This window comes from Novosphingobium aeonii, assembly GCF_052279045.1.
Lineage (GTDB): Bacteria > Pseudomonadota > Alphaproteobacteria > Sphingomonadales > Sphingomonadaceae > Novosphingobium.
In genome coordinates this window covers 2087234-2110583 of sequence record NZ_CP176832.1, presented here as the reverse complement: position 1 = coordinate 2110583, position 23350 = coordinate 2087234, and the positions used below count along the sequence as shown (strand labels likewise).

Annotated in this window: 25 protein-coding genes; 8 read left to right on the top strand and 17 right to left on the bottom strand. The window is 62.8% G+C overall.

The features are described 5' to 3' along the window. Positions 1–11: 11 nt before the first annotated feature. From ACLIMP_RS10315 to ACLIMP_RS10305, 3 genes are all read right to left on the bottom strand, one after another. Positions 12–1397 carry a M28 family peptidase gene (locus ACLIMP_RS10315; RefSeq protein ID WP_324694887.1) on the bottom strand — a complete coding sequence of 462 codons (1386 nt, stop codon included), beginning with the start codon at positions 1395–1397 and terminating at the stop codon, positions 12–14. A 79-nt stretch (positions 1398–1476) separates the two neighbouring features. Then, complete coding sequence (locus ACLIMP_RS10310) at positions 1477–1944, bottom strand: GNAT family N-acetyltransferase (RefSeq protein ID WP_324694885.1); 468 nt, start codon at positions 1942–1944, stop codon at positions 1477–1479. Between the two features lie 15 nt (positions 1945–1959). Further along, complete coding sequence (locus ACLIMP_RS10305; RefSeq protein ID WP_054441663.1) at positions 1960–2199, bottom strand: hypothetical protein; 240 nt, start codon at positions 2197–2199, stop codon at positions 1960–1962. 400 nt (positions 2200–2599) lie between these two features. Between ACLIMP_RS10305 and ettA the strand changes: the two genes are divergently transcribed. From ettA to ACLIMP_RS10290, 3 genes are all read left to right on the top strand, one after another. Beyond that, on the top strand, positions 2600–4279 hold the full coding sequence (gene ettA, locus ACLIMP_RS10300; protein WP_132468762.1) for an energy-dependent translational throttle protein EttA: 1680 nt from the start codon (positions 2600–2602) through the stop codon (positions 4277–4279). Positions 4280–4487: 208 nt separating this feature from the next. Beyond that, complete coding sequence (locus ACLIMP_RS10295; protein ID WP_443477824.1) at positions 4488–5501, top strand: RcnB family protein; 1014 nt, start codon at positions 4488–4490, stop codon at positions 5499–5501. 123 nt (positions 5502–5624) lie between these two features. Next, a complete protein-coding gene (locus ACLIMP_RS10290; RefSeq protein WP_324694881.1) occupies positions 5625–6290 on the top strand; it encodes a 2OG-Fe(II) oxygenase in 666 nt (221 codons plus the stop codon). A gap of 31 nt (positions 6291–6321) precedes the next feature. Here the strand turns inward: ACLIMP_RS10290 and ACLIMP_RS10285 are convergent, their stop codons facing one another. The 4 genes from ACLIMP_RS10285 to ACLIMP_RS10270 all read right to left on the bottom strand — a co-directional run bounded on the left by ACLIMP_RS10285 (position 6322) and on the right by ACLIMP_RS10270 (position 9727). Next, a complete protein-coding gene (locus tag ACLIMP_RS10285) occupies positions 6322–6852 on the bottom strand; it encodes a DUF1003 domain-containing protein (RefSeq protein ID WP_324694879.1) in 531 nt (176 codons plus the stop codon). Between the two features lie 20 nt (positions 6853–6872). Further along, the gene (locus ACLIMP_RS10280) at positions 6873–8477 is read right to left on the bottom strand and encodes a lysine--tRNA ligase (RefSeq protein WP_324694877.1); all 1605 of its coding nucleotides are present in this window, start codon (positions 8475–8477) and stop codon (positions 6873–6875) included. A gap of 177 nt (positions 8478–8654) precedes the next feature. Beyond that, on the bottom strand, positions 8655–8948 hold the full coding sequence (locus tag ACLIMP_RS10275) for a DUF2218 domain-containing protein (protein WP_054441652.1): 294 nt from the start codon (positions 8946–8948) through the stop codon (positions 8655–8657). Then, positions 8945–9727, bottom strand: a complete 783-nt coding sequence (locus ACLIMP_RS10270; protein WP_443477823.1) for a PadR family transcriptional regulator — start codon at positions 9725–9727, stop codon at positions 8945–8947. Before ACLIMP_RS10270 ends, ACLIMP_RS10275 begins: the two co-directional genes overlap by 4 nt. 167 nt (positions 9728–9894) lie before the next feature. On the opposite strand from ACLIMP_RS10270, the gene ACLIMP_RS10265 reads away from it, so the two are divergent. Then, positions 9895–12615, top strand: a complete 2721-nt coding sequence (locus tag ACLIMP_RS10265; protein WP_324694873.1) for an ATP-dependent DNA helicase — start codon at positions 9895–9897, stop codon at positions 12613–12615. Between the two features lie 29 nt (positions 12616–12644). Continuing rightward, the gene (locus tag ACLIMP_RS10260; RefSeq protein WP_324694871.1) at positions 12645–13190 is read left to right on the top strand and encodes a SixA phosphatase family protein; all 546 of its coding nucleotides are present in this window, start codon (positions 12645–12647) and stop codon (positions 13188–13190) included. 18 nt (positions 13191–13208) lie between these two features. Here ACLIMP_RS10260 and ACLIMP_RS10255 read toward each other — a convergent pair whose 3' ends face one another. The 5 genes from ACLIMP_RS10255 to rpmF all read right to left on the bottom strand — a co-directional run bounded on the left by ACLIMP_RS10255 (position 13209) and on the right by rpmF (position 16321). After that, on the bottom strand, positions 13209–13649 hold the full coding sequence (locus ACLIMP_RS10255) for a MerR family transcriptional regulator (RefSeq protein ID WP_324694869.1): 441 nt from the start codon (positions 13647–13649) through the stop codon (positions 13209–13211). 29 nt (positions 13650–13678) lie between these two features. Continuing rightward, a complete protein-coding gene (locus ACLIMP_RS10250; protein WP_054441643.1) occupies positions 13679–13972 on the bottom strand; it encodes an integration host factor subunit alpha in 294 nt (97 codons plus the stop codon). A gap of 112 nt (positions 13973–14084) precedes the next feature. Further along, positions 14085–15053 carry a beta-ketoacyl-ACP synthase III gene (locus ACLIMP_RS10245; RefSeq protein ID WP_324694866.1) on the bottom strand — a complete coding sequence of 323 codons (969 nt, stop codon included), beginning with the start codon at positions 15051–15053 and terminating at the stop codon, positions 14085–14087. Continuing rightward, a complete protein-coding gene (gene plsX / locus ACLIMP_RS10240; protein ID WP_054441641.1) occupies positions 15053–16114 on the bottom strand; it encodes a phosphate acyltransferase PlsX in 1062 nt (353 codons plus the stop codon). The genes ACLIMP_RS10245 and plsX overlap by 1 nt, the downstream gene beginning before the upstream one ends. Before the next feature lie 27 nt (positions 16115–16141). Next, positions 16142–16321, bottom strand: coding sequence for a 50S ribosomal protein L32 (gene rpmF, locus ACLIMP_RS10235; protein WP_082370565.1), 180 nt, complete (start codon positions 16319–16321; stop codon positions 16142–16144). Between the two features lie 161 nt (positions 16322–16482). Between rpmF and ACLIMP_RS10230 the strand changes: the two genes are divergently transcribed. Next, on the top strand, positions 16483–16875 hold the full coding sequence (locus ACLIMP_RS10230) for an MAPEG family protein (RefSeq protein WP_185997507.1): 393 nt from the start codon (positions 16483–16485) through the stop codon (positions 16873–16875). 61 nt (positions 16876–16936) lie between these two features. On the opposite strand, the gene ACLIMP_RS10225 is transcribed toward ACLIMP_RS10230, so the two are convergent. Next, complete coding sequence (locus ACLIMP_RS10225; protein WP_443477822.1) at positions 16937–17593, bottom strand: MBL fold metallo-hydrolase; 657 nt, start codon at positions 17591–17593, stop codon at positions 16937–16939. 76 nt (positions 17594–17669) lie between these two features. Continuing rightward, a complete protein-coding gene (locus ACLIMP_RS10220; protein ID WP_324694860.1) occupies positions 17670–18332 on the bottom strand; it encodes a LexA family transcriptional regulator in 663 nt (220 codons plus the stop codon). Positions 18333–18416: 84 nt separating this feature from the next. On the opposite strand from ACLIMP_RS10220, the gene ACLIMP_RS10215 reads away from it, so the two are divergent. Together ACLIMP_RS10215 and ACLIMP_RS10210 are read left to right on the top strand one after the other, a co-directional pair. Then, positions 18417–18605, top strand: a complete 189-nt coding sequence (locus tag ACLIMP_RS10215; protein ID WP_054441636.1) for a hypothetical protein — start codon at positions 18417–18419, stop codon at positions 18603–18605. Beyond that, the gene (locus ACLIMP_RS10210) at positions 18595–18987 is read left to right on the top strand and encodes a hypothetical protein (protein WP_292636672.1); all 393 of its coding nucleotides are present in this window, start codon (positions 18595–18597) and stop codon (positions 18985–18987) included. The genes ACLIMP_RS10215 and ACLIMP_RS10210 overlap by 11 nt, the downstream gene beginning before the upstream one ends. Positions 18988–19045: 58 nt before the next feature. On the opposite strand, the gene ACLIMP_RS10205 is transcribed toward ACLIMP_RS10210, so the two are convergent. The 3 genes from ACLIMP_RS10205 to cysS all read right to left on the bottom strand — a co-directional run bounded on the left by ACLIMP_RS10205 (position 19046) and on the right by cysS (position 23318). Next, entirely contained in the window at positions 19046–20719 is a 1674-nt protein-coding gene (locus ACLIMP_RS10205) for an acetolactate synthase large subunit (RefSeq protein WP_324694858.1), read from the bottom strand. A gap of 76 nt (positions 20720–20795) precedes the next feature. Further along, positions 20796–21734, bottom strand: coding sequence for a D-2-hydroxyacid dehydrogenase (locus ACLIMP_RS10200; RefSeq protein WP_324694856.1), 939 nt, complete (start codon positions 21732–21734; stop codon positions 20796–20798). Between the two features lie 120 nt (positions 21735–21854). Further along, the gene (cysS, locus tag ACLIMP_RS10195; protein ID WP_324694854.1) at positions 21855–23318 is read right to left on the bottom strand and encodes a cysteine--tRNA ligase; all 1464 of its coding nucleotides are present in this window, start codon (positions 23316–23318) and stop codon (positions 21855–21857) included. Positions 23319–23350: the final 32 nt, after the last annotated feature.

Here is a 23350-nt window from a genome sequence, read left to right as displayed (position 1 = left end):
TTCCCTCCCCGTCAGCCTTCGCCCTTCGATCCGGGCACGCGGGCGATCTCGCCCGGCTCATTGGCGATCACCTTGAGCACCGCCGTCCAGGCATCGACGTTCTGCTGAAGTGCTGCCGGATCGACCTTGTCGAGCGTGTCGTCGGGCGTGTGATGCAGGTCGAAATAGTGCATCCCGTCCTGCCCAAGATCGACCACCGCCAGTTCCTGCCTGGCGATGATGGCCGAGACGTCCGCTCCGCCGGTGGCCGCGCCGTCGTGTTGGACGATGCCCATCGGCCAGAGCGCGGCCTTGATCTTCTCGGCCACGGCCTTGTTGCTTTCGGCCAGGGTCAGGCGGAACTGCCACACCTTGTCGGCACCGAAGTCGCTCTCCATCGCCACGGCATGGGGTTCATTGCCATGCATCTCGGCATAGGCCTTGCTGCCACCGCCGGTGACGCCCATTTCCTCGTTACCCGCCCAGAGCACGCGGATCGTGCGCAGGGTCTTGCCGTCCTTCTGCGCGGCAAGCGCGGCTGCGGTGACGATGCCGCAACCCGATGCATCGTCGATCGCGCCCGTCGCCAGGTCCCACGAATCGAGATGGCAGGCGAGCACGATCTTCGGCAGCGAAGGGTCGCGCCCCGGCAGGTCGGCGATCACATTGCCCGAAGGCGCATCGGGGAACGGCTTGCCGAGCATGGTCAGGTCGATCTTCATCGGCTTGCCGCGCTTGGCGATGCGGGCGATCAGGTCGGCATCGGGGTTGGAGACCGCGCCGGCCGGAATCGCGGCCACGTCCTTGGCAAATACGGTAACGCCGGTGTGCGGATTGCGATGGCTGTCGGTACCGGCCGAGCGGATGACAATGGCCGAAGCCCCCTTCTGGGAAGCGATCGACGGACCCCGGCGGCGCACATCGCCGTAAGGGCCATAGCCCGAGCCGTCCTGCGCCGCGCGCATTGCGTGGTCCACGAAGGCGATCTTGCCCTTGAGCGATCCGTCCGGCGCCGCGCGCAGGGCATCGAGCGTGGGGAAGTAGACGAGTTCGGCCTGAAGGCCCTTGGCCGGCGTGGGGGCCGAAAGGCCAAGGGCCGTGATCGCCAGCGAATGCGCATAAGGTGCGGTCAGCTTCGCGCGTTCCTCTCCGCGCGTCCAGACGAGGGTCTTGAACGGCTCGATCTTGACGTTCTGGAAACCCAGCGCGTTGAGCTTGGCCTCTGCCCAGAGGCGGGCCTGACCCTCTTCGGGCGAACCGGCGAGCCGCGCACCAATCTCGGTGGTCAGCCCCTCGACGATTTCCCAGGCCACGCCCGAGCCTTCGGCAGGCGTGGCCAGAGCGGGAACCGGGAGCGAAGCGGCGGCAAGGAGCGAGGAGGCGGCGAGAAGCGCCGCTGGGGAGAATCTGCGTTGCATGACAGATGCCTAACGCGCCCCGTCGCTCCTGCCAACCGGTCCATCTCGATCCCGGACCGGGGGGCCAGCCGGGTTTCGATCAGGACACCAGATCAAGCCGCATGAACTGGTTGTGCGGGCTCGGCTCATAGTCGGCAAATGCCTCGCACGAGATAAAGCCGGCGCTCCGGTAAAGCGAAATCGCCGGGACATGGAGCTGTGCCGTGCCGGTTTCGAGGTACAGGCAATCGTACCCCCTTGCCCGCGCCTGCTCGACGATATGGGCGAGCAGGGCCCGCCCCACGCCGGTGCCGCGCGCGGAGGGCGCTGCACGCATCGACTTCACCTCGCCCCGGCGCGCATCCAGTTCCTTTAGCGCGCCGAAACCGGCCAGCATCTCTCCGTTCCACGCCGTCCAGAAGGTCACGCTCGGCACCGAAAGGCCGCTCGCATCGAGTGCGAAGGCATGTTCGGCCATGACCTCCTGCAATTCGCGAAGATGATGCTCCAGCAAAGGAGCGACATGGGCCGCCGTGGGATCGTCCTGCCGGATGTGCATTGTGCTCATGTCCCGTGGTTCCTGCTACAGCCAGTTGCGGCCATCGGGGGTGCCGCAGCCATAGGGCGGCAACTGGCCCGGGAAGCGGGCCTGCATCTTGTGGCATCCCCAACTGCGTAGCGGCGAGGGGGCATAGCCGTTCAGCGCGATGCCGACTTCATCATAAGGCGTATCACCCTGAGCGACATACATGTACCAGCGGCCACCGAACATCACCGCTCCGGCAACCACAAACACGGTGACAACCTTTAGTAATTTCTGCATTTTTTCTCCGTCGGGGATCGGATAGGGGGGGCAAGGCCCTGCCCGCTGCCGGCTTTGCGATCAAGCCCCTTTGTCGCCCTCGGCCCGGCCGCTTTCCTACCCGGCGCAATTCTGAGAGGATTGAGACCATTCTCTCTCCGCGAAACCCGCTTCCAATGGCCCTTCACATTCCCGTTTGCCCGAAGTTCACACCCTCCTGTCGTGGCCGACCGGCATTTCCTGCGGTTTTCAGCAGATGACGGCCACTTGAAAATCCGGCGGCACGACACATTTCGGACGTTCCGTGTAAACCGCCGCGCCACACGCTCCGGGCGTCCGGCCCTGCCCTTGGCAACGGGGCCTCGCACCTGTAGAGCGAGCGCAACTTTTCAGATCCAGATCCTATTTCCAGAGGAAACCGATGGCTGCCCAATACGCCTTCGTCATGAAGGGCATGACCAAGACCTTCACCGGCGCCCCCAAGCCGGTGCTGTCCGACATCAACCTGCAGTTCTACCAGGGTGCCAAGATCGGCATCGTCGGCCCGAACGGCGCAGGCAAGTCGACCCTGATCAAGATCATGGCCGGCATCGACACCGACTATACGGGCGAAGCCTGGGCGGGCGAGAACATCACCGTCGGCTACCTCGAGCAGGAACCGGAGCTCGATACGAGCAAGAGCGTGCTTGAGAACGTCAAGGACGGCGCACGCGAAACCGCCGACCTCGTCGACCGCTTCAACGAGATCTCGAACCTCATGGCCGATCCGCCGGAAGACGCGGACTTCGACGCCTTGATGGAAGAGATGGGCGACCTTCAGGGCAAGATCGATGCGGTTGACGGCTGGACGCTCGACAACCAGCTTGAAATCGCCATGGAAGCACTGCGTTGCCCGCCGGGCGACTGGCCGGTGGACAAGCTCTCGGGCGGTGAAAAGCGCCGCGTCGCGCTGACCCGCCTGCTGATCCAGAAGCCCTCGATCCTGCTGCTCGACGAACCGACCAACCACCTCGACGCAGAATCCGTCGAATGGCTGGAAAACCACCTCAAGGAATACGCCGGCGCGGTGCTGATGATCACCCACGACCGCTACTTCCTTGACCACGTCGTTGACTGGATCCTCGAACTCGACCGCGGAAAATACTTCCCTTACGAGGGCAACTACTCGACCTACCTCGAGAAGAAGTCCAAGCGCATGGAGCAGGAGGACCGCGAAGAATCCGGCCGCCAGAAGGCGCTCAAGGACGAACTGGAGTGGATGCGGCAGACGCCTGCGGCCCGCCAGACCAAGTCCAAGGCGCGTATCCGCAAGTTCGAGCAGCTCCAGGAAGCCCAGTCCGGCCGCAAGCCCGGCAAGGCGCAGATCGTCATCCAGGTGCCCGAGCGACTTGGCGGCAAGGTCATCGAGGTCAAGGATATCTCGAAGGCTTACGGCGACAAGCTGCTGTTCGAGAACCTTTCGTTCATCCTGCCGCCGGGCGGCATCGTCGGCGTGATCGGCCCGAACGGCGCCGGCAAGTCGACCCTGTTCAAGCTGCTCACCGGCAAGGAAACCCCGGACGAGGGTTCGATCGACATCGGTTCGACCGTGCACCTCGGCTTCGTCGACCAGAGCCGCGACCACCTCGACCCCAAGAAGAACGTCTGGGAGGAAATCTCCGACGGGCTCGACTACATGAAGGTCAACGGTCACGACATGTCGACCCGCGCCTATGTGGGCGCGTTCAACTTCAAGGGCGCCGACCAGCAGAAGAACGTCGGCAAGCTCTCGGGCGGTGAACGCAACCGCGTCCACATGGCCAAGATGCTGAAGCTGGGCGGCAACGTCCTCCTGCTCGACGAACCGACCAACGACCTCGACGTCGAAACGCTCGGTGCGCTCGAGGAAGCAATCGAGAACTTCGCCGGTTGCGCCGTGGTCATCAGCCACGACCGCTTCTTCCTTGACCGTCTCGCCACGCACATCCTCGCGTTCGAGGGCGACAGCCACGTCGAATGGTTCGAAGGCAACTTCGAGGCCTATGAAGAAGACAAGCGCCGCCGCCTTGGCGACGCCGCGGATCGCCCGACCCGCCTCGCCTACAAGAAGCTGACGCGCTGATTTCGGCACTTCGCTGAACAGCTTCGGCGGAAGAACACGAGCCGTCGCTCCGGAAACTCCGGGGCGGCGGCTTGTTCATTTCGGTAGCACTGAAGATGAACAGAAGGCATTACCACGGTTCACCTCTGCGACAGCGCATCTCATATAGGAATACACTCAGGATGAACCGCCATCGCCGGGCGGCAAATCCGGTTTGGAGACCGGAAAAATGAAAAAGGAACATACTCTGAAGGCGAGCAGGCTTCTCTCTGCGGGCGCGATCGGCGCAATGGCGATTGCTGTAGCAGGTCTGGCCCTTCCCGCAGCCGCAATGGCGGAGCCCCGCCAGGATCGTGCGCCCCGGCAGGAGCGCAGCGGTGGAGAACGCCCCAGCGGAAACGGCGGCGCGTCTCGCCCCGCACCGCGCCCCGAAGCCCCGCGCCCGCAGATGCAGCAGGCCCGGCCCGACATGGCACGCCCGCAGGCGCCCGAGCGCCCTCAGGCCCAGTCCGCATGGCGCGGAAACGATCAGCGCCAGCAGCAGGCCCGGCCCGTCCCCCAGCAGCAAGGGGATCGCTCCTGGTCGAACGCCCGCCCTCCGCAGCAGGGTCAGCAGCGCCCCGATCAGCAGCCGAATTGGAAATCCGGCAACCGCTGGCAAGGAAACGGCACCCCTAGCGCCTGGCAAAGAGCCAAGGGCAATATTGACCGCGGCGATGCCGACCGCCGCGACGACGATCGGCGCTGGAACGCTGGCAATGGCCGTGATCGCCCCGATGGGCGCCCGGATGGCCGTCCGGGCACCCGTCCGGGGAACGACCGGCCGGACGATCGGCCCGCCTGGAATGGCAAGGACAATCGTCCCGACCGCAACGCATGGGGCAAGGATCGCCGGGACAACGATCGTCGTTGGTCCAATGGCGACAACCACCGCTGGGATCGCGATAACTGGCGCCGCGACAACCGTTACGACTGGCAGCGCTACCGCGACCGCAATCGCTCGGCCTATCATATCGGCGGTTACTATGCGCCCTATCGAGGCTATTCGTACCGCCGCCTGAGCATCGGCTTTACCCTGGGCTCGATGTTCTATGGCAGCAACTACTGGCTGGACGATCCGTGGTCCTACCGTTTGCCGCCGGTCTACGGCCCTTATCGCTGGGTCCGGTATTACGACGACGTACTGCTGGTAGATACCTATTCCGGCGAAGTGGTCGACGTGATCTACGACTTCTTCTGGTAGAATCCCTGATGCCCCCGGATCGCATGATCCGGGGGCGTTTTTCTTGAGCCCAGCAATTCAGCCACAACTTTGTGAATAGCAGCAATTGATTGGCCCCGCCGCGCGCGTAGTCTGCCTGCCTTCATGCAGAAAACCATCCATCCGGACAGCGAAACCCTGACGAGGATAGGCAGCAGCGTGCGCGGGCGATTGTCCGAGAGCCCGGCGATAAGGCGCGTTCCGGTGGAAGGGGCGGAAATCTACACGGCCGAGCAATTCCTCTCGCCGGTGCACTGCTCCCATCTCATCGGCCTGATAGACGCTGTCGCCTGCCCATCCCGCCTGGCCGAAGAAAAGGATTGGGAAGGCTACCGCACGAGTTTTTCGGGCGACATCGATCCGAACGACCTTATCGTCCGCGCACTCGACACAAAACTGAGCGAACTCACCGGGATCGATAGCGCCTGCGGCGAATCCGCGCAGGGTCAGCGCTACAATCGAGGCGAGTTCTACCACGAGCATTGGGACTGGTTCGACACGAGCGCGCCCTACTGGCCGCGCGAAAAGCGTAATGGCGGACAGCGAAGCTGGACGGCGATGATCTATCTCAACACCGTGGACGAAGGCGGGATGACGGACTTCGTCCACCTCGGCCTCAAGGTTCAACCGATCGCGGGAACGCTCCTGATCTGGAACAATGCCCTGCCTGACGGTACTCCCAACCCCCTGACCATGCATGCCGCGCGGCCCGTGGTGCGCGGCGTAAAGTATGTCGTCACGAAGTGGTTCCGCGCGCGTTACTGGTCCTGAACGCGATGGCACCGGGTCATGAGTTAAAGACCTAACACTCCTCGCCGTCTTCGGCCGAGCGGCGAGCCTCCAGATACTCCATGAGATGATCGAAACGCCGGTGCAGCCGGATGATCTCAAGCTGCGTGCGCAGATTGACCTCATAGTCGTGCCGCGCGGTGATCCGATCCTTGTCGGCCTGCCGGTTCTGACTCATCATGATGACAGGCGCCTGGATGGCGGCCAGCATCGAAAGCATCAGGTTCAGGAAAATGTAGGGGTAGGCGTCGAAGGGCTTGATTCCGATCGCCTGAAGGATCGTGCTGTTCAGCAGCATCCAGCCGAACAGCACCACGCCGAAAGCGATGATGAAGCCCCAGCTTCCGCCGACCGCCGCCACCCGGTCGGCCAGCCGGTCCGCGCGGGTTGCATGAAGCGCGGCCAGCTCATCGGCATTGGGGCCAACGATACTGCCGGTCGCAATGCGGTTGAGGACCTCCCGGTCCTCCCTGTCGAGATCATCGAACCGACGCCCGAGCAGCTCTTCGGCGAGTTCCTCGGGCGTCTTGGGGTTCTTGTGCATTCAGGCCCCGATCTTTCCGTTCAGCCAGCGGCCGAAAGGGCCTCCGCGATCAGTTTGCGCGTTTCAGGCACGCCGTAAAGGGCAATGAAGCTGCCCATGCGCGGCCCCTGCGAAGAACCGAGCAGCGTTTCGTAAAGCGCCTTGAACCAGTCACGCAGCGTCTCGAACTGATAGGTCTCGTTCTTGCCGATCTCGTAGACCACGTTCTGAAGCGCTTCTGCGGTCGCTTCCGAGCCGGCCTTCTCCAGTTCGGCGTCCAGCACCTTCAGCGCTTCGGCCTCGTTCGCAGTCGGCGCACGGCGCTTCAGGGTAGGTGCAATGAAGTCACGATTGGTGGCGAGCGCGGCGCGGACCATCTCCCCCAGTTCCGGGTGCGCCTCGGGCGTGGCATCGGCGACATAGTTACCGAGATAGGACCAGACCTGCTCTGCAGTCGCCTCCGCGCCGAGAACCCCGACGAGGTTGAGCAGCAACGAGAACGTCACCGGCACAGTGTCGCCAGCACCTTCATCTTCGCCGTTCGCGCGCAGCAGGTGCCACACGGGATTGCCGAGTTGCTTGTCGAGCGCCTGACCGGCGAGATTGCCGCGGAACTGCCAATACTCGTCGACAGCCTTGGGGATCACCCCGACATGAAGTTGCTTGGCGCTCTTGGGCTCACGGAACAGGTAGAAGCCCAGCGACTCCTCCGTGCCATAAGTCAGCCACTGCTCGATGGTGAGACCGTTGCCCTTCGACTTCGAAATCTTCTCGCCATTCTCGTCGAGGAACAGCTCGTAGATCAGCCCTTCCGGCTTACGACCGCCCAGAATCTGCACAATCTTGCCGGACTGGGTCACCGAGTCGGTCAAGTCCTTGCCGCACATCTCGTAATCGACGCCGAGCGCATACCAACGCATGGCCCAGTCGACCTTCCACTGGAGCTTGGCCTTTCCTCCGAATACGGACTGCTCGACGACGGTGCCATCCTCGTCCGTAAAACGGATCAGGCCGGTGGCGGAATCGAGCACTTCGACCGGGACCTGGAGCACAACACCACTGGTGGGCGAAACCGGCAGCACCGGCGAATAAGTCTTGCGGCGCTCCTCGCGCAGCGTCGGCAGCATGACATCGAGGATCGCCTGGTTGCACTCGAGCACGCGCGTCAGCGCTGCGTCGAACTCGCCGGAATTGTAGCGATCGCTGGCCGAGACGAACTCGTAATCGAAGCCGAAGCGATCGAGGAAGTCGCGCAGCATCGCGTTGTTGTAATGCGCGAAGCTTTCGTGCGTGCCGAATGGATCGGGTATGCGGCTGAGCGGCTTGCCGAGGTTGGCGGCAAGCACTTCCCCGTTCGGGATATTGTCGGGGACCTTGCGAAGGCCGTCCATGTCGTCCGAAAAGGCGACAAGACGGGTCGGCGCTCCGCCCGTCAGCGCTTCGTAGGCACGGCGGACGAGCGTAGTACGCAGGACTTCCTGGAAAGTGCCGATATGCGGAAGGCCCGACGGACCGTAGCCGGTCTCGAACAGCATCGGCGCATCGCCGGGTTTGCCGTTCGGATAACGCTTGAGGAGCTTCTGGGCCTCCTGGAAGGGCCAGGCCTTGGACACGCGTGCGGCTTCAATCAGGGCGTTTTCAGTCATGGCAGCGCTCTTTGGCGAAAAGCGCGCATTTCGCAAGCAAGAAGGCATGCGCCTCGCCTTCGAAAGTGCCCTCATCCCGAACCTGATCGAAGGCCGCTCTCAAAGAGACTCATCGCTCGCAGCGAAGCATCTCCAATCGTCGGCAATGGAAGATCAGGTCCGGGATAACGGGATAACTCAGGCTTCCTGCCACTGCCAGTCGTAAGCGAGCGGGGCCTCACGGAAAGCAAAGCGATCGATGTGGCGCGCGACCACGTCGGTCAGGCCCTCTACATCCTCGCGCTTCTCACCGGTAATGGTGATCGCGATACCGCCCTCGTCCGCAGCCATGACGGCCACGGCGGAAGGAAAGGTCACGGTTCCGGTATCACCATCCACTTCGGTCTGGAGCTTGTGGCTCCAGTGCTTGCAAAGCTGACGGACGTATTTGCCACCGCTTTCGGTCGCGACACGGGTAGCGATGCTGTTCATCCCTCGATCCTTTCGATCTTGCGAGTGGCCTCGTCGAGTGCATCTGCGATCTGCAGGATGACATCCCGATTGGCGCCATCTTTCGAGAGCCGGTCGAACATCGCGATTTTCAGCGCATGCATCGCCCGGCGCACCGGAGCGGGATCAACCTTCTCGCGCGCTTCGGCAAGAGCCGAAAGCCGTGCCTTCAATGCAACCGCCTTATCGGCATCCGCTTCTGCCTGGGCCTTGCCCTGCTCGGTTGCTTCATAGGACTTGCGGGAGGTTTCACCGCTAGCCGGCGCGATCAGCCCGGATTCCTCCATGTAAGTGAGCGCAGGGTAAACGACGCCCGGACTGGGCGCATAATCTCCACCCGACAGCCCTTCGATCTCGCGGATCAGGTCATAGCCATGGCGCGGCGTCTCGGCGATCAAGGCTAGCAGCAGGATCTGGAGTTCGGCCTGATCGAACAACCGTTTGCGGCGTCCGCCACCCGGACCCCCTCCAAATCCGCCGCCGAAACCACCGCCAAATCCGCCAAAGCCTTCGCCACGGCCGCCACGCCCGCGTCCCCGTCCGCCGGGAAATCCGCCGCCGAAACCTTCGCCAAAGCTGTCGCCATCGGGCCCTCGGCCCATTCCGAACCCGCCGCGGCCACGCATGCCGCGCGGTGCAAACTCGTCCGAAGAATAGTGCTCGCGGTGATGCCCGCGACGGCCGCAACGGCCCTCACCACGCTCGATGCCATGGCCATGATCGCGGCCCCTGCCGCGCTTGTGAGAATGCATATCTCTCATTTCGATTTCTTTCCAATTCATGATGGCCTCAAAATATATCTTAAAGGGAAATTCGCAAGAGCCTAAAATGTATCTTGATGTATTTTTTGTTCCGACACTGCGGTTTTCGACGATAGCCGGCTTCGCAAGGTTTCCCTTTTGTCCGCAGCTTGCCTAAGACGAGCGGCATGGCCGCCCTGCCCCTTCCCGCACTCCATGCCAGCCACGGCGGCTCGTGGCTTCGCGACGGATCCGGCAACACCCGGCCTGTCTCGAAGGGCGAATCGGTGATGGCGGCGGCAGACACGCCGCTGCTGATCCTCAACGCTCCCCTGGTCGCCACGCGACTGGGCTATCCCGACCTGTCCGGCCTCGACCTGCTCGAACTCTACGCCTTCGTGCATCCTGCGCGTTTCGTCGTGCCGACGCCCAAGGGTCTCGGCCAGGCGCTCGATCTCGAAATCCCGAAAGACGATGCCGACGTCCCGCGCCTGCTTCAGGAAGCCGCCGGCGCCCTGCTCGCCATTTGCGAAAGCCCGACCTGGCCCGAACGGGAAGGGGCATGGACGTCGCTACAATCGCTCGTCCGCATGCGCTGGCCATGGTCGAATCTGCTGGAATCGCGCATCGCTCGTCCCGAACGCGCCGAACGCTGGCTGTTCACGCGCCTGCCCGAATGGGAAGAAAGCCCCGAACTTCCACAACCCCGGCAGATTACGCTGGAAAAAGATGAAGTACTTCAACGCCTTGCGCGGCTGACGGGCAGCGGCGCGGAGCAGCGCCCCACCCAGCAGGCCTATGCCGCAGAAGCCGCGGCTGCATTTGCCCCGCGCCAATCCTCCGGACGCCCGCACGTCCTGCTCGCGCAGGCAGGTACCGGAATCGGCAAGACGCTCGGCTATCTGGCCCCCTCTTCGCTATGGAGCGAATTGTCCGGCGGCACCACTTGGGTTTCCACGTACACCAAGGCACTGCAACGCCAGCTCCGCAAGGAGAGCCGCCGCGCATGGCCGGAACGGCGCGCGGACGGCAGCCAGCCCGTCGTCGTTCGCAAGGGCCGTGAGAACTATCTCTGCCTGCTCAATCTCGAGGATGCCCTGCAGGGCGGCTTCGCCGGGCGCGCGGCAATCATGGCGCAACTCGTCGCGCGCTGGGCCGCCTATACACAGGACGGCGACATGATCGGCGGAGACCTGCCGGGCTGGCTCGGTACCCTGTTCCGTCAACGCGGCATCACAGCCCTCACCGACCGGCGCGGCGAATGCGTCTATGCCGGCTGCCCGCACTACCGGAAGTGCTTCATCGAGCGTGCCGCACGGGCCAGCGCCGGGGCCGACCTCGTGATCGGCAATCATGCACTCGTCATGATCAACGCCGCGCGCGGCCGCGACCACGCTGCCCGGCCGACCCGGATCGTCTTCGACGAAGGCCATCATGTCTTCGACGCCGCCGATTCCACTTTCGCCGCCGCGCTCACCGGCGCCGAGGCGATCGAACTTCGCCGCTGGGTAATCGGGCCGGAAAAAGCCTCGCGGGGACGACGGCGCGGCCTCTCCGCCCGGCTCGCCGATGTCGCCAGCTATGACGAAGCTGGCGCAAAGGCGATCAACGCCGCCCGCGCCGCGGCCGAAGCGCTTCCCGGCGATGGCTGGATGCAGCGCCTCACCGAAGGCGCGCCCTCCGGCCCGATCGAAGAACTGCTCGCTGCCGTGCGCGCAACCGTCTACGCCCGCGACGAGAGCGGCGGACAGGAAGCCGGCTACGGACTCGAAACCGAGGCGGCCGGACTGGACGGCGCCTTCGTCGAGATCGCGGAAGCCGCGCGCGAGGCCCTGGGCGAACTGCGTCAACCTCTCGTCCGTCTCGGCCTCAGGCTGGAAGCGCTGATGGAAGATGGGCCCGACTGGCTTGATGGTCCCGGCCGAGCGCGCATCGAAGGAGCCCGGCAATCGCTCGGCTGGCGTGTGGATATCCTTCTGGCCTGGGAAGCGATGCTCGGCAGACTCGCCGGCCCCGCCGATCCCGAATTCGTGGACTGGCTGGCACTCGATCGTTCGGAAGCGCGCGAATACGATGTCGGCATCCACCGTCATTGGCTCGATCCGATGAAGCCTTTCGCCAGCGTCGTTCTCGAACCGGCACACGGCGTCGTGATGACCTCGGCAACCCTGCGTGACGGCGAGAACTGGGATAAGGCCATCGCGCGCTCGGGCGTCCGTCATATCGAAGTTGCCCCGAAGCTTTCGGAACATCTCAGCCCCTTCGACTATGCTGCACAGGCCGAAGTCCTCATCGTCAACGATGTGCCTCGCGGCGATATTCCCGCGCTCGCCGGCGCATACGCGCGGCTGATCGAAGCGGCAGGTGGAGGCGCGCTCGGCCTGTTCACGGCCATTCGCCGTTTACGCGCCGTCCATGGCCGCATTGCCGACCGGCTCGCCCGCGCGGGCCTGCCTCTCTATGCGCAGCACGTCGACCCCATCGACACCGGCACGCTGGTGGATATCTTCCGCGACGATCCGGCCGCATCCCTGCTTGGCACCGATGCCTTGCGCGACGGCGTGGACGTGCCGGGCGAATCGCTGCGACTGGTGGTGATGGAGCAAGTGCCCTGGCCGCGCCCCACCATCCTGCACCGTGCCCGGCGCGTTGCCGGCGGCGGCTCCGCCTATGATGACAGTCTGATCCGCGCAAAACTGGCGCAGGCTTTTGGACGCCTGATCCGCAGTCGCGGCGATCGCGGGCATTTTGTCGTCCTCTCCTCTGCCTTCCCCTCGCGATTGCTGAGCGCTTTCCCTGAAGGAACGCCGGTGCTTCGAATTTCGCTGGAGGAAGCCTTGCATCGCGTCGCCTGGAATGTTTCAGGAGAAAGCGAAAAGCAGAGCGATGCGGCCCGACCTTCCGTTTGACCCCGAACTAGTGTGAACCGAACTACTCGATGAAAACTCTCGGAATCTTCAGACATGCCAAGTCCGACTGGCACGACGCCCGCCTGCGGGATTTCGATCGCCCGCTCAACAAGCGCGGACGAAAAGGCGCTGCCTTGATGGGATTGCACATCCGGGATCATGCGATAGGCTGGAAGCGCGTCCTCGCATCGCCTGCCGTCCGCGTCACGCAGACGATCGAACTCGCAGGCGAAGCTGCAGGTGAAATGCCGCCCATCACCTGGGACCGCCGCATCTACCTTGCAAGTTCGGCAACGCTGATAGACTTGCTGCGCGAACAGACGGGTGACCCGCGTTCGATCATGCTCGTTGGCCACAACCCCGGACTGGAAGATCTGATCTTCGACCTCGTGCCGGATGACGGCAGCAGTCCGATGCGCGATGTGGTCGAAGAAAAGTTTCCCACCGCTGCATATGCGGTGTTGGAACTGGACATCGATTCCTGGGACCAGATCCGCGAAGGCATCGGGCGCCTCGCCCACCTGACCCGTCCCCGGGATCTAGACCCCGAACTGGGACCGGACATTCAATTCTGAATAGCGGGCAAGCCCGCCTCACACCTCGACGAGGGCCTGGGCCAATCGCTCGCGAATTTGCTGCAGCGCTTTTTCGAAAGCGTCGATAGCTTCTACAGGCTTCGGATTCGTAGAAGGGTCGACGCCGACCGAAATGGACGCCGTGGCCAAGACCGTGGCCGGCTGCTCTTCAAGCGCCATCCGGGCGCCGCGCAAGGTATAACCCTCACGATTGACCAGCCGGTCGATCGCCGCGATCAGCACGACGTCCTCGCGCCGATAATAGCGACGATTGCCACTGCGCTTGATGGGTTGAAGCGACGGAAACTGCTCTTCCCAGTAGCGCAGGACATGTTGCCGGATGCCCAACGCCTTGGTCACCTCGCCGATCGTGCGCAGCGCATCAGGCGCCTTGCCATCGTCAAAGCCAAAAGGGTCGAAACCGGAACCGGTTTCGCCGCCCGCTTCACTTGCTGCCATGGCTAAAATCTCCGCATTCCTGGCCGCAATCAGCCAGTAATGCGGTCCTTCAGCATCTGGCTTGCCCGGAAAGTCATGACCCGGCGCGGCGTGATAGGCACTTCGACCCCGGTTTTCGGATTACGTCCGATCCGCTCGCCCTTATCGCGCAAGAGGAACGTTCCGAACCCGGAAATCTTAACGTTTTCGCCCTCGGCGAGGGCCTCCGACATGTGTTGCAATATCGCTTCGACCATCGCAAGCGACTCGGACCTGGACAGTCCGAGCTTCCTGTGGATGGCTTCAGCGATCTCCGCCCTCGTCAGTGTGTCCGTGGAACGCATCAGTCCCGCATCCCCTCCGTGCGACAAACCCCCACGAAGATAATATGAAAAAATGCGGGAAAAGCAATGCCGCACGCAGCAATTGCGGGCACTCCCCCATACCGGAGCAAATTCACATCCGGATCAGGCTGGCGCCCCAGGTGAAACCGCCGCCCATCGCCTCCAGAACGACCAGGTCGCCCTGCACAATTCGTCCGTCGCGAACCGCCTGATCCAGCGCCAACGGGACCGAAGCTGCCGAGGTATTGGCATGCTGCCCCACCGTCATGACGACCTTCTCACGTGGAAGATCAAGCTTCCTGGCGGTGGCTTCCAGAATGCGCGCATTGGCCTGATGGGGCACGAGCCAATCGATATCGTTTGAAGAAAGACCAACTTCTTCAAGGACTTCTTTAAGGACCTCAGCCAGATTGACCACCGCATGACGAAAGACCTCGCGGCCTTTCATGCGCAGCTTGCCGACCGTCCCCGTGGTTGACGGACCGCCGTCGACATAAAGGAGTTGGTTGTGCGCACCGTCAGCATGAAGACGCGTGGCAAGAACGCCGCGCGGCGCATCACCGTCCTGCTCCTGCGCTTCGAGGATGATTGCTCCCGCACCATCTCCGAACAGGACACAAGTGGTGCGATCTTCCCAATCGAGGATGCGGCTGAACGTTTCCGAACCGATTACCAGCGCACGCTTGGCCATGCCGGAGCGCAACATCGAATCGGCAACGCCCACGGCGTAAAGGAATCCAGAGCACACCGCTGCCACGTCAAAAGCGATTCCGCCCCGGCAACCGAGGTTGCTTTGAACGATGGTAGCCGTTGCCGGAAAAGTCTGGTCGGGTGTTGCCGTGGCGAGCACGATCAGGTCGATCGAGGAGGCGTCGATCCCGGCAGCCTCAATCGCCTTGCGTGCGGCATCCGTTGCCAGGCTCGACGTGGTCTCGTCGGGCGCGGCGATGTGCCGGTTGGAAATGCCGGTACGCTCGACGATCCACTCGTCGCTCGTATCAACCTGTTCGGCAAGTTCCGCGTTGCTGACCGAGCGGCGCGGCAGGGCGGAACCCGTACCGACCAGAACCGAACGAATCATCAGGCACTCTCTTCCTGGACACGCGACTTGCGCAGGGACGCCCCGCCCACGCGGGCAAGGTCGGCGGATATCCGCTCGGTCACGTTTTCCTCCAGGAGCCGCGCGGTCACCGCCACGGCATTTGCGACGCCCGCGGCATTCGCGCCGCCATGGCTCTTCACGACAATACCGTTGAGGCCCAGGAAGACCGCGCCATTATGGTTATTGGGATCGAGGTGGTGCTTGAGCAGCTCGGTAGCAGGCTTCGAGATCAGGAAACCGATCTTGGAGCGGAGCGAACTGGTAAATCCGCGCCGCAGCAGGTCCGCCACGAATCGCGCCGTACCCTCGACCGCCTTCAGGGCAATGTTGCCCGAGAACCCATCGGTTACGACGACATCCATCGAACCGCTGCCGAGCTTGTCCGCTTCGGTGAACCCGTCGAAAGACATCGACAGGTCGCCAGCCGCTTTCTTGAGGGTCGCCGCCGCTTCGCGCAGCATGTCAGTGCCCTTGGTTTCTTCCGAACCGATGTTCAGAAGACGCACGCGCGGCTGCTCGCGCCCCGTGGCGACGCGGGCATAGGCAGCGCCCATGATCGCGAACTGCACGAGGTTGCGGGCATCGCACTCGGCATTGGCGCCGAGATCGAGCATGACGAGATCGTTGTCCCCAAGCGTCGGCAGCAGGGCTGCAAGCGCCGGGCGATCGATTCCGGGCATGGTCCGCAAGGTCAGCTTGGAAATCGCCATCAGCGCGCCGGTGTTGCCGGCGCTGACGGCGGCTCCGGCGTCACCCGCCTTCACCGCCTCGATCGCGCGTCCCATCGAGGTGCCCTTGGCCCGGCGCAAGGCCTGACTGGGCTTATCCTCACCGCTGATAACGCCTTCGGTATGCAGAATCTCGGAAGAAGCCCTGAGATTCGGATGATTTTCGAGCGCGGCCTTGATCCGCGGCTCATCACCGACCAGCAGGAACTTGAAACGATCATGACGACGGCGCGCGAGCGCAGCGCCCTCAATCATGACGCGCACGCCCTCGTCGCCGCCCATCGCATCGATCGCGATACGCGGCAGACTCATGGGCACTCTCCGGGAATCGTCGTAATCTTAGACTTCAACCGCGACGATTTCACGACCATTGTAGTGGCCGCAAGCGTTGCAGAGGTTGTGCGGGCGCTTCAGCTCACCGCAGTTGGGGCATTCGTGGAACGCTTCAACCTGCAGAGCATCGTGGCTGCGGCGCATGCCCCGGCGAGACGGGGACGTTTTTCTTTTAGGGACAGCCATTTCGGCACCTGTTCCTGGAATTGAATGTCAAAAAGGCCGCCGGAAACCGTGTTCGCGGACCGGCGGCTTGCGAAGGCGCGCCTATAACCGATTTCACACGAGTTGCAACCCGTTCCGCCCCGCCGCATGAACGCGAAATCGACAAAGAGGAAATTGCACCAATGATTCTGCAGACCACACTGTGCCTTGCGGCCGCCGCCGGTGTCATCACCTTCTGGCATATAGTGCGGATCGGACAATTGCGCATGCGCGAAAAGGTGCTCTTCGGCGACGGCGGTCACGAACGCCTGGGCCGCCGCATGCGCGCGCAGCTGAATTTCGTGGAAAGCACTCCCTTCCTGCTGATCCTCGTCGCCGCGATCGAGATGACGGGCAAGGCCGGCCCCTGGCTGGCGATCGCCGGCTCGATCTTCATGCTGGGCCGTGTGGCACACGCTCTTGGAATGGACATCGGCAAGCCCAACCTGCTGCGGGCAGGCGGCGTTATCATTACAGTGCTGACGCTGCTCGGGCTGTCGGTCATGGCGCTGCTGATCGCGCTGGGACGGTTCTGAGAATCAAAAAGGGGCGGCGCATGGACGCCGCCCCTCTCAAAAGCACCAAAGCCCGGCCGCTTCAGCCCGGAAGCCCCCGCTCCAGCGCAGCATCCCCGACATAGGGATTCGTCCGCCGCTCATCCCCGAACGTGCTGATCGGGCCGTGACCGGGAACGAACGTGACATCGTCACCCAGCGGCCAGAGCTTCCGGGTTATCGAATCGACGAGATCCGCCAGATTGCCCCGCGGGAAGTCCCAGCGGCCAATTCCGCCCTGGAACAGCACGTCCCCCACCATGGCGAACTTGCTGGGCTCATGATGGAAGACGACATGGCCCGGCGTATGCCCCGGGCAATGGACGACATCGAGCTCAAGGTCTCCCACCGTTACCTTATCGCCATCCTCGAGCCATCGATTCGGCTCGAAAGTCTGCGCCTCCATGTTCCAGCGAGGGCCATCGTCATTGAGCTGGGCAATCCAGAATCGGTCTTCTTCGTGCGGCCCCTCGATCGGCACGCCCATCTCCCTGGCGAAGATGCCGGCCATGCCGCAATGGTCCAGATGACCATGAGTCACGAGGATCTTTTCCAGAGTAACGCCCGTTTTCTCCAACGCCTGCCGCAGCTTGGGCAGGTCACCGCCGGGATCCACGAATGCGCCGCGCATGGTCTTCGTGCACCAGATCAGCGAACAATTCTGCTGAAGCGGGGTAACGGGAATGATGCCGACGCGCATCGGCTGCTCCTGAATATCGGTCATGCCTGCGGAAATGGCCGCAAGCCCCGGCCAATGCAACCGTCACCGACAGCCGCTAGATGCGCCCGCCCTTCCACACGACGCGGCCGATCACTTGGATATCCTCAAGCCCACATTCGAGCGGGCGATAGGCGGAATTGTCGCTCAACAAGGTGATACGTCCGCCTCGCCCCGCAGCCAGGCGCTTCACCAATACGGAATCATCCAGACGAACGACGTGGATACCGTCACGCAGCGGCCGCCAGTCACGGTCCACGAGAATCTCGTCTCCGTCACGCAAGGTCGGCTCCATCGAATCGCCGCTGACCGCGATTGCGGAAAGCATGTCCGGGCGCAGCCCCATCGATCGCAACCATCGGGACGAAAACCGAATCGCCCCGAATACATCCTCGCCATCCGGCAAAGCGCCGGGCCCGGCGGAGGCGCCCACTGAAAGGCGCGGAACTTCCACCCAATCCCCACCGGAGACATTTCCCGCGACTTCGGCGTATTTTTCTTTCGCTTTACCCAGCTCAGCCTCGTCCACCCCGAAGTACCGCGCCAGCAGGCCACGGTCCTCCTCCTCCAGTTTGCGAGGGCTGCCCTTCTTGATAAATTGCTGAAGATAGCTCTGATTTTTGCCGATCATGCGTGAAAGACTGGACAAGCTAGCACCGCGAGCCTCGGCCAGTTCAAGCAGACGGGAGCGGACTTCAGGGCTTTCCATAATGTAATCCATAACAAGAGGAAATTTCCTAGACAAGTAGGAAATAGATGGAACATAAAGAGAACGCAAGCCCATCGAACGGAGCCTCTCATCCCGATGCTTATTCGCCAGATCGAACGCTTCCTGCGCCTGACAGACATGGCCTGGACCAGATTCGGACGGCTCGCCGCCCATGATCCGCGATTTGTCGGCGATCTCCGCAATGGCCGTACGCCCCGCGCCGGAACGGCGGCGCGGATCGAACTATTCATGACGAACTACCTGGAGAGCACCCATGCACGTTAATCTCGCCCATGACCGCTCGATGCTGGCCTCGGCGCACGCATCCGCTCGGGAAGCCATGGGCGGCGCCGCACGCGGTCCCTGGCTTCCGCTGCTATCGGCAGTGCTGAAGCTGGCAGGGCCGGAAGTGGAATTCCTGCGCCATGCCGAGCGCCCCTGGAGCAGTGCCACATTCTCAGGCTCGCGCCACACCATCGCTCTGGCCTTTACCGGCGATGCCGCCATCACCGCTGGCGAGAACCTTATCGAAGCCCTGCCCGAACACGAATTCACCATTCCTCGACAACTCGTCGCCGATGCAGCGCTCGGTGAAGTCGCGCACGAAGCCGGGCCGCCTGCACGCATGACGGTGGAACTGGAACTGCTGCTGCTTGAGGATTTCTGAGATCGCCGAAAGGCTGAAATGAAAAAGGCAGGGGTAAAACCCTGCCTTTTTCATATTATCAAAGCGCTGCCGAAAGGTCCTTGATCTCGATATTGAGGATCCGGTCGTTTTCCGAATAATCGACCGGGCAATCTATCAGGTGGACACCGGGCGTATCCCGGCAATGAGCCAGCAATTCCTTGAGATGCGCGGCGCTTTCAACTCGGTAGCCGTTCGCGCCATAGCTTTCGGCATACTTCACGAAGTCCGGGTTGCCATAGGTCAGACCAAAGTCGGCAAAGCCCATGTTGGCCTGCTTCCAGCGGATCATTCCGAAAGCGTTGTCGTTCAGGATCAGAACGGTGAGATTGAGACCAAGCCGCACCGCCGTCTCCATCTCCTGGCTATTCATCATGAAGCCGCCATCGCCGCAGACGGCGAAAATCTTCCGATTCGGATAGACCATCGCGCTTGCCATGGCCGAAGGCAGCCCTGCCCCCATCGATGCAAGCGCGTTGTCCAGCAACACGGTGTTCGGCTTGCAGGCGCAATAACCACGAGCGAACCAGAGCTTGTAGACCCCATTGTCGAGACAGACGATCGCATCATCAGGCAGTGCTTCACGCACCTGCTGAACGAGATGAGGCGGGAAGATCGGAAAGCGTTCGTCAGCCGCCAGTCGGTCGGTATGCTCGACCTCGGCCTTGCGATAGCCGAGCATGGCTTCGAAATTCCATCTGGCAGAGGGCGTGATCGCTTCCTTGATCTGCCACATGGCGTTGGCAATATCGCCGATCACCTCGACATGCGGGAAGTAGACGGGGTCAACCTCGGCGGTCTTGGTCGAGATGTGAATAACCACGCGGTCATCCCGCGTACCGTCGTTATGCATGAAGAACGGCGGCTTCTCGATCACGTCATGGCCGATGTTGACGATGCAGTCGGCATCCTCGATCGCACGGTGAACGAAGTCCCCCGACGACAGCGCCGCGCAACCGAGGAAACGGGGATGGCGCTCGTCGATCACGCCCTTGCCGAGTTGGGTCGTGAGGAAGGGAATGCCGGTCTTCTCGACGAACTCACCCAGCATCTTGCTGGTCATCTTGCGGTTGGCGCCCGCTCCGATCACCAGCACCGGCCGCTTGGCCTTCTCCAGCGCTGCCACCGCCTGTGCGATCGATTTCACATCGGCGGTTGGCCGGCGCACCGTCGAGCGCAGGATGGGGCGCGAATCGGTGTACTCGTCGGCAATGTCTTCCGGCAGTTCGACATGGGTCGCGCCGGGCTTTTCCTCCTCGGCGATGCGGAATGCCTCACGCACGCGGCTCGGGATATTGTCCGAACTTGCCATCTGGTGCGCGTACTTGGTGATCGGCTGCATCATCGAGACGACATCGAGGATCTGGAACCGACCCTGCTTGGACTTCTTGATCGGCTTCTGGCCCGTAATCATCAGCATCGGCATTCCGCCCAGCGTCGCATAGGCGGCAGCGGTGACAAAATTCGTTGCCCCCGGGCCGAGGGTCGAAAGGCATACCCCCGCCTTGCCGGTATGGCGGCCGTAAGTCGCCGCCATGAAGCCCGCGCCCTGCTCGTGACGCGTGAGGATCAGTTTGATCTTCCGCGACCGTGAGAGCGAATCGAGGAAATCGAGGTTCTCCTCGCCCGGAACGCCGAAGATATATTCGACGCCTTCCGCCTCAAGACATTCGATGAATAGATCGGACGCCTTGCGCTTGTCGCTCTCTGCCATGTGCACCTTCCCTCAAACCGTTTGCACATGTCTCGGGAAATGTGGCGCACAATTCAATGGCGCTCATGCCGGCGCTTCAATAGCCGTTCGACAGATCGACCAGGTGTTCGAGCGGCTCACCGCGAACGAAGTGTTGAAGATTGCCGAGAAAACGCGCCGATCCGCGCTCGAACAATGCATCCTGCGCGCGGCCGGAAAGATGCATCGATATATGGATATTTGCACGCGACCACAGCGCATGGTCTGCGGGAAGCGGCTCGGGCTCGGTAACGTCGAGGAACGCTCCGCCCAGATGGCCCGAGTCGATGGAAGCAAGCAAGGCATCCTGCTCGATCACCGTTCCGCGCGCGAAATTGAGGAAGACGGCCCCCGGCTTCATCGCCGCAAACTCGGCCTCGCCGAACATGCGCAAGGTTTCCGGTGTGGAAGGGACCACGGCAATCACCCAGTCGAACCGGCCAAGCTCGGCCCGCCACTCGTCGGAGCCCAGCTCGCCCGCCCCCGGCCGGCGCCGGACCCCGGTGACTTCCGCCCCGAAGACACGCAGCATCTCGCCGATACGGCCGCCGATCTCTCCCGATCCGACCACCAGCACCTTCGAGCCAAGCAGTTCGCGCTTGCCGGGCGGTTCCATCAGCCATTCATGCCGGTCCTGCGCCCTCACCACTTCGCGCCAGCCCTTCGCCACCGTGAGCATGCCCATAAGGGCATATTCGGCGACGGACTGGGCATGAATTCCCGAACCATTGGTAAGCCGGATGCCGCGCTCGCTCAGAACCCGGAGCGGGAGCCAGTCCACGCCCGAAGAAAGAGCCGTGTACCAGGCCAACCTTTCGGCAGCCTCGATGAATTCCGCCACGACAGCAGGCGCGACCGGATCGAGCCACGCCACTTGCGCCTGCGGCGCAAGCTCCAGAAGCTGGCTGTCGCTGTCGAACCAGAGCGGCTGCACGCCATCAGGCAGGCGGCCGTCCAGAAGCGGGCGCGACTGGGCGTTGATCACGGCGACGGTCATGGCGAACTCCGATAAATGGCCGATTAAAAGCCCTTATCGTTTGATCGGGACAGCCGGATGGAATGGCAAGCCCCCCAATGCCCCGGTTAACGCAAGTGCAGTCCCGCCCCGCTCACGCGCTCAGCCGAGCTTCCATTCCCAGCCGAGCGGATCGCCGTCCATCACCTCGACACCCTTCGCCGAGAGTTCGTCGCGAAGGGCATCGGAACTCGCAAAGTCCTTCTCCGCGCGCGCCTGTTTACGGCGAGCGAGCACATCCTCGATTTCGGCCTCGGTGATTGCCGCAGCCTTTGGACGAATACGCAAGTCGGCACGGCCCGTCCCGAACAGATCGAGCCCCAGCACCGAATCCATCGCCTCTATCGCCGCCCGCTTGGCGGAGGGGTCCACCTTCTTGGCGGCGAGCACATCTTCCAGCGCCGTCAACGCGACGGCGGTGTTGAGATCCTCGCCGATCGCCTTCTCGAACGTTTCGAGCATGGGCGCGAGCTTCGGGTGATTGGCGTCCCCTGCCTCCACCTCGCCCAGGCGTTCGGCCACGATGATCATGCGCTTGAGGCGCACCAACGCGGCGGCAAGGCCTTCCCACGAGAATTCGAGCTCCGACCGGTAATGCGCCTGAAGGCACATCATGCGGTAGCCCAGCGGGTGGTAGCCCTTGTCGATCAGCAGTTGCAGCCGCAGGAACTCGCCCGAGGACTTGCTCATCTTGCCTGAACGCTCAACGAGGAAATTGTTGTGCATCCACACCCGGGCGCCCGAATTTGCGGGAACGTCGAGGCCGCAAGTATCATCGGGCTTGCAGCAGAACGCCTGGTTCTGCGCGATCTCGTTGGGGTGATGGATTTCGCGGTGATCGATCCCGCCGGTATGGATATCGAACGGGAATCCCAGCAAGTCGCCGGACATCACCGAGCATTCGAGGTGCCAGCCCGGCGCGCCCTTGCCCCACGGCGAATCCCATTCCATCTGCCGCTTCTCGCCCTCGGGCGTCTTGCGCCAGATCGCGAAGTCGGCGGCGTTTCGCTTGCCCTCGACGGCCTCGATACGGCCCTCCCCCTCGTCGGTCACGGCTCGCGCGAGGTGGCCGTAATCCGAGACCGTGGAAACGTCGAAATAGAGGCCGCTCTCCAGTTCGTAGCAGTGCCTTGGCGCGATCTTTTCGGCAAATTCGATCATCTGCGGAACGTAATCTGTCGCGATGGACCACTTGGCGGGCTGACGGATGTTCAGCGCCTCGATGTCGGCCCAGTAGGCCTGCGTATAATGCGCGGCGATATCCCAGATGGACTGGGCCTGGGTCCGCGCCATCTTCTCCATCTTGTCCTCGCCCGCGTCGGCGTCGTCGGTGAGATGGCCGACATCGGTGATGTTGATGACGTGAGTGAGCCTGTAGCCCTTGTGGCTCAGGGTACGGCCGAGAATGTCTGCAAAGACATAGGCACGCATGTTGCCGATGTGGGGGTAGTTGTAGACCGTCGGCCCGCACGTATAGACCCGCGCCTCGCCTTCGTGGACGGGCTGGAACGGCTCCAGCTGGCGGGTCAGGCTGTTGAACAGCGTCAGGCTTTGCGTCTCGGTCATGACGCAGGGCAATTAGGCAGGAGCCGGGCGCA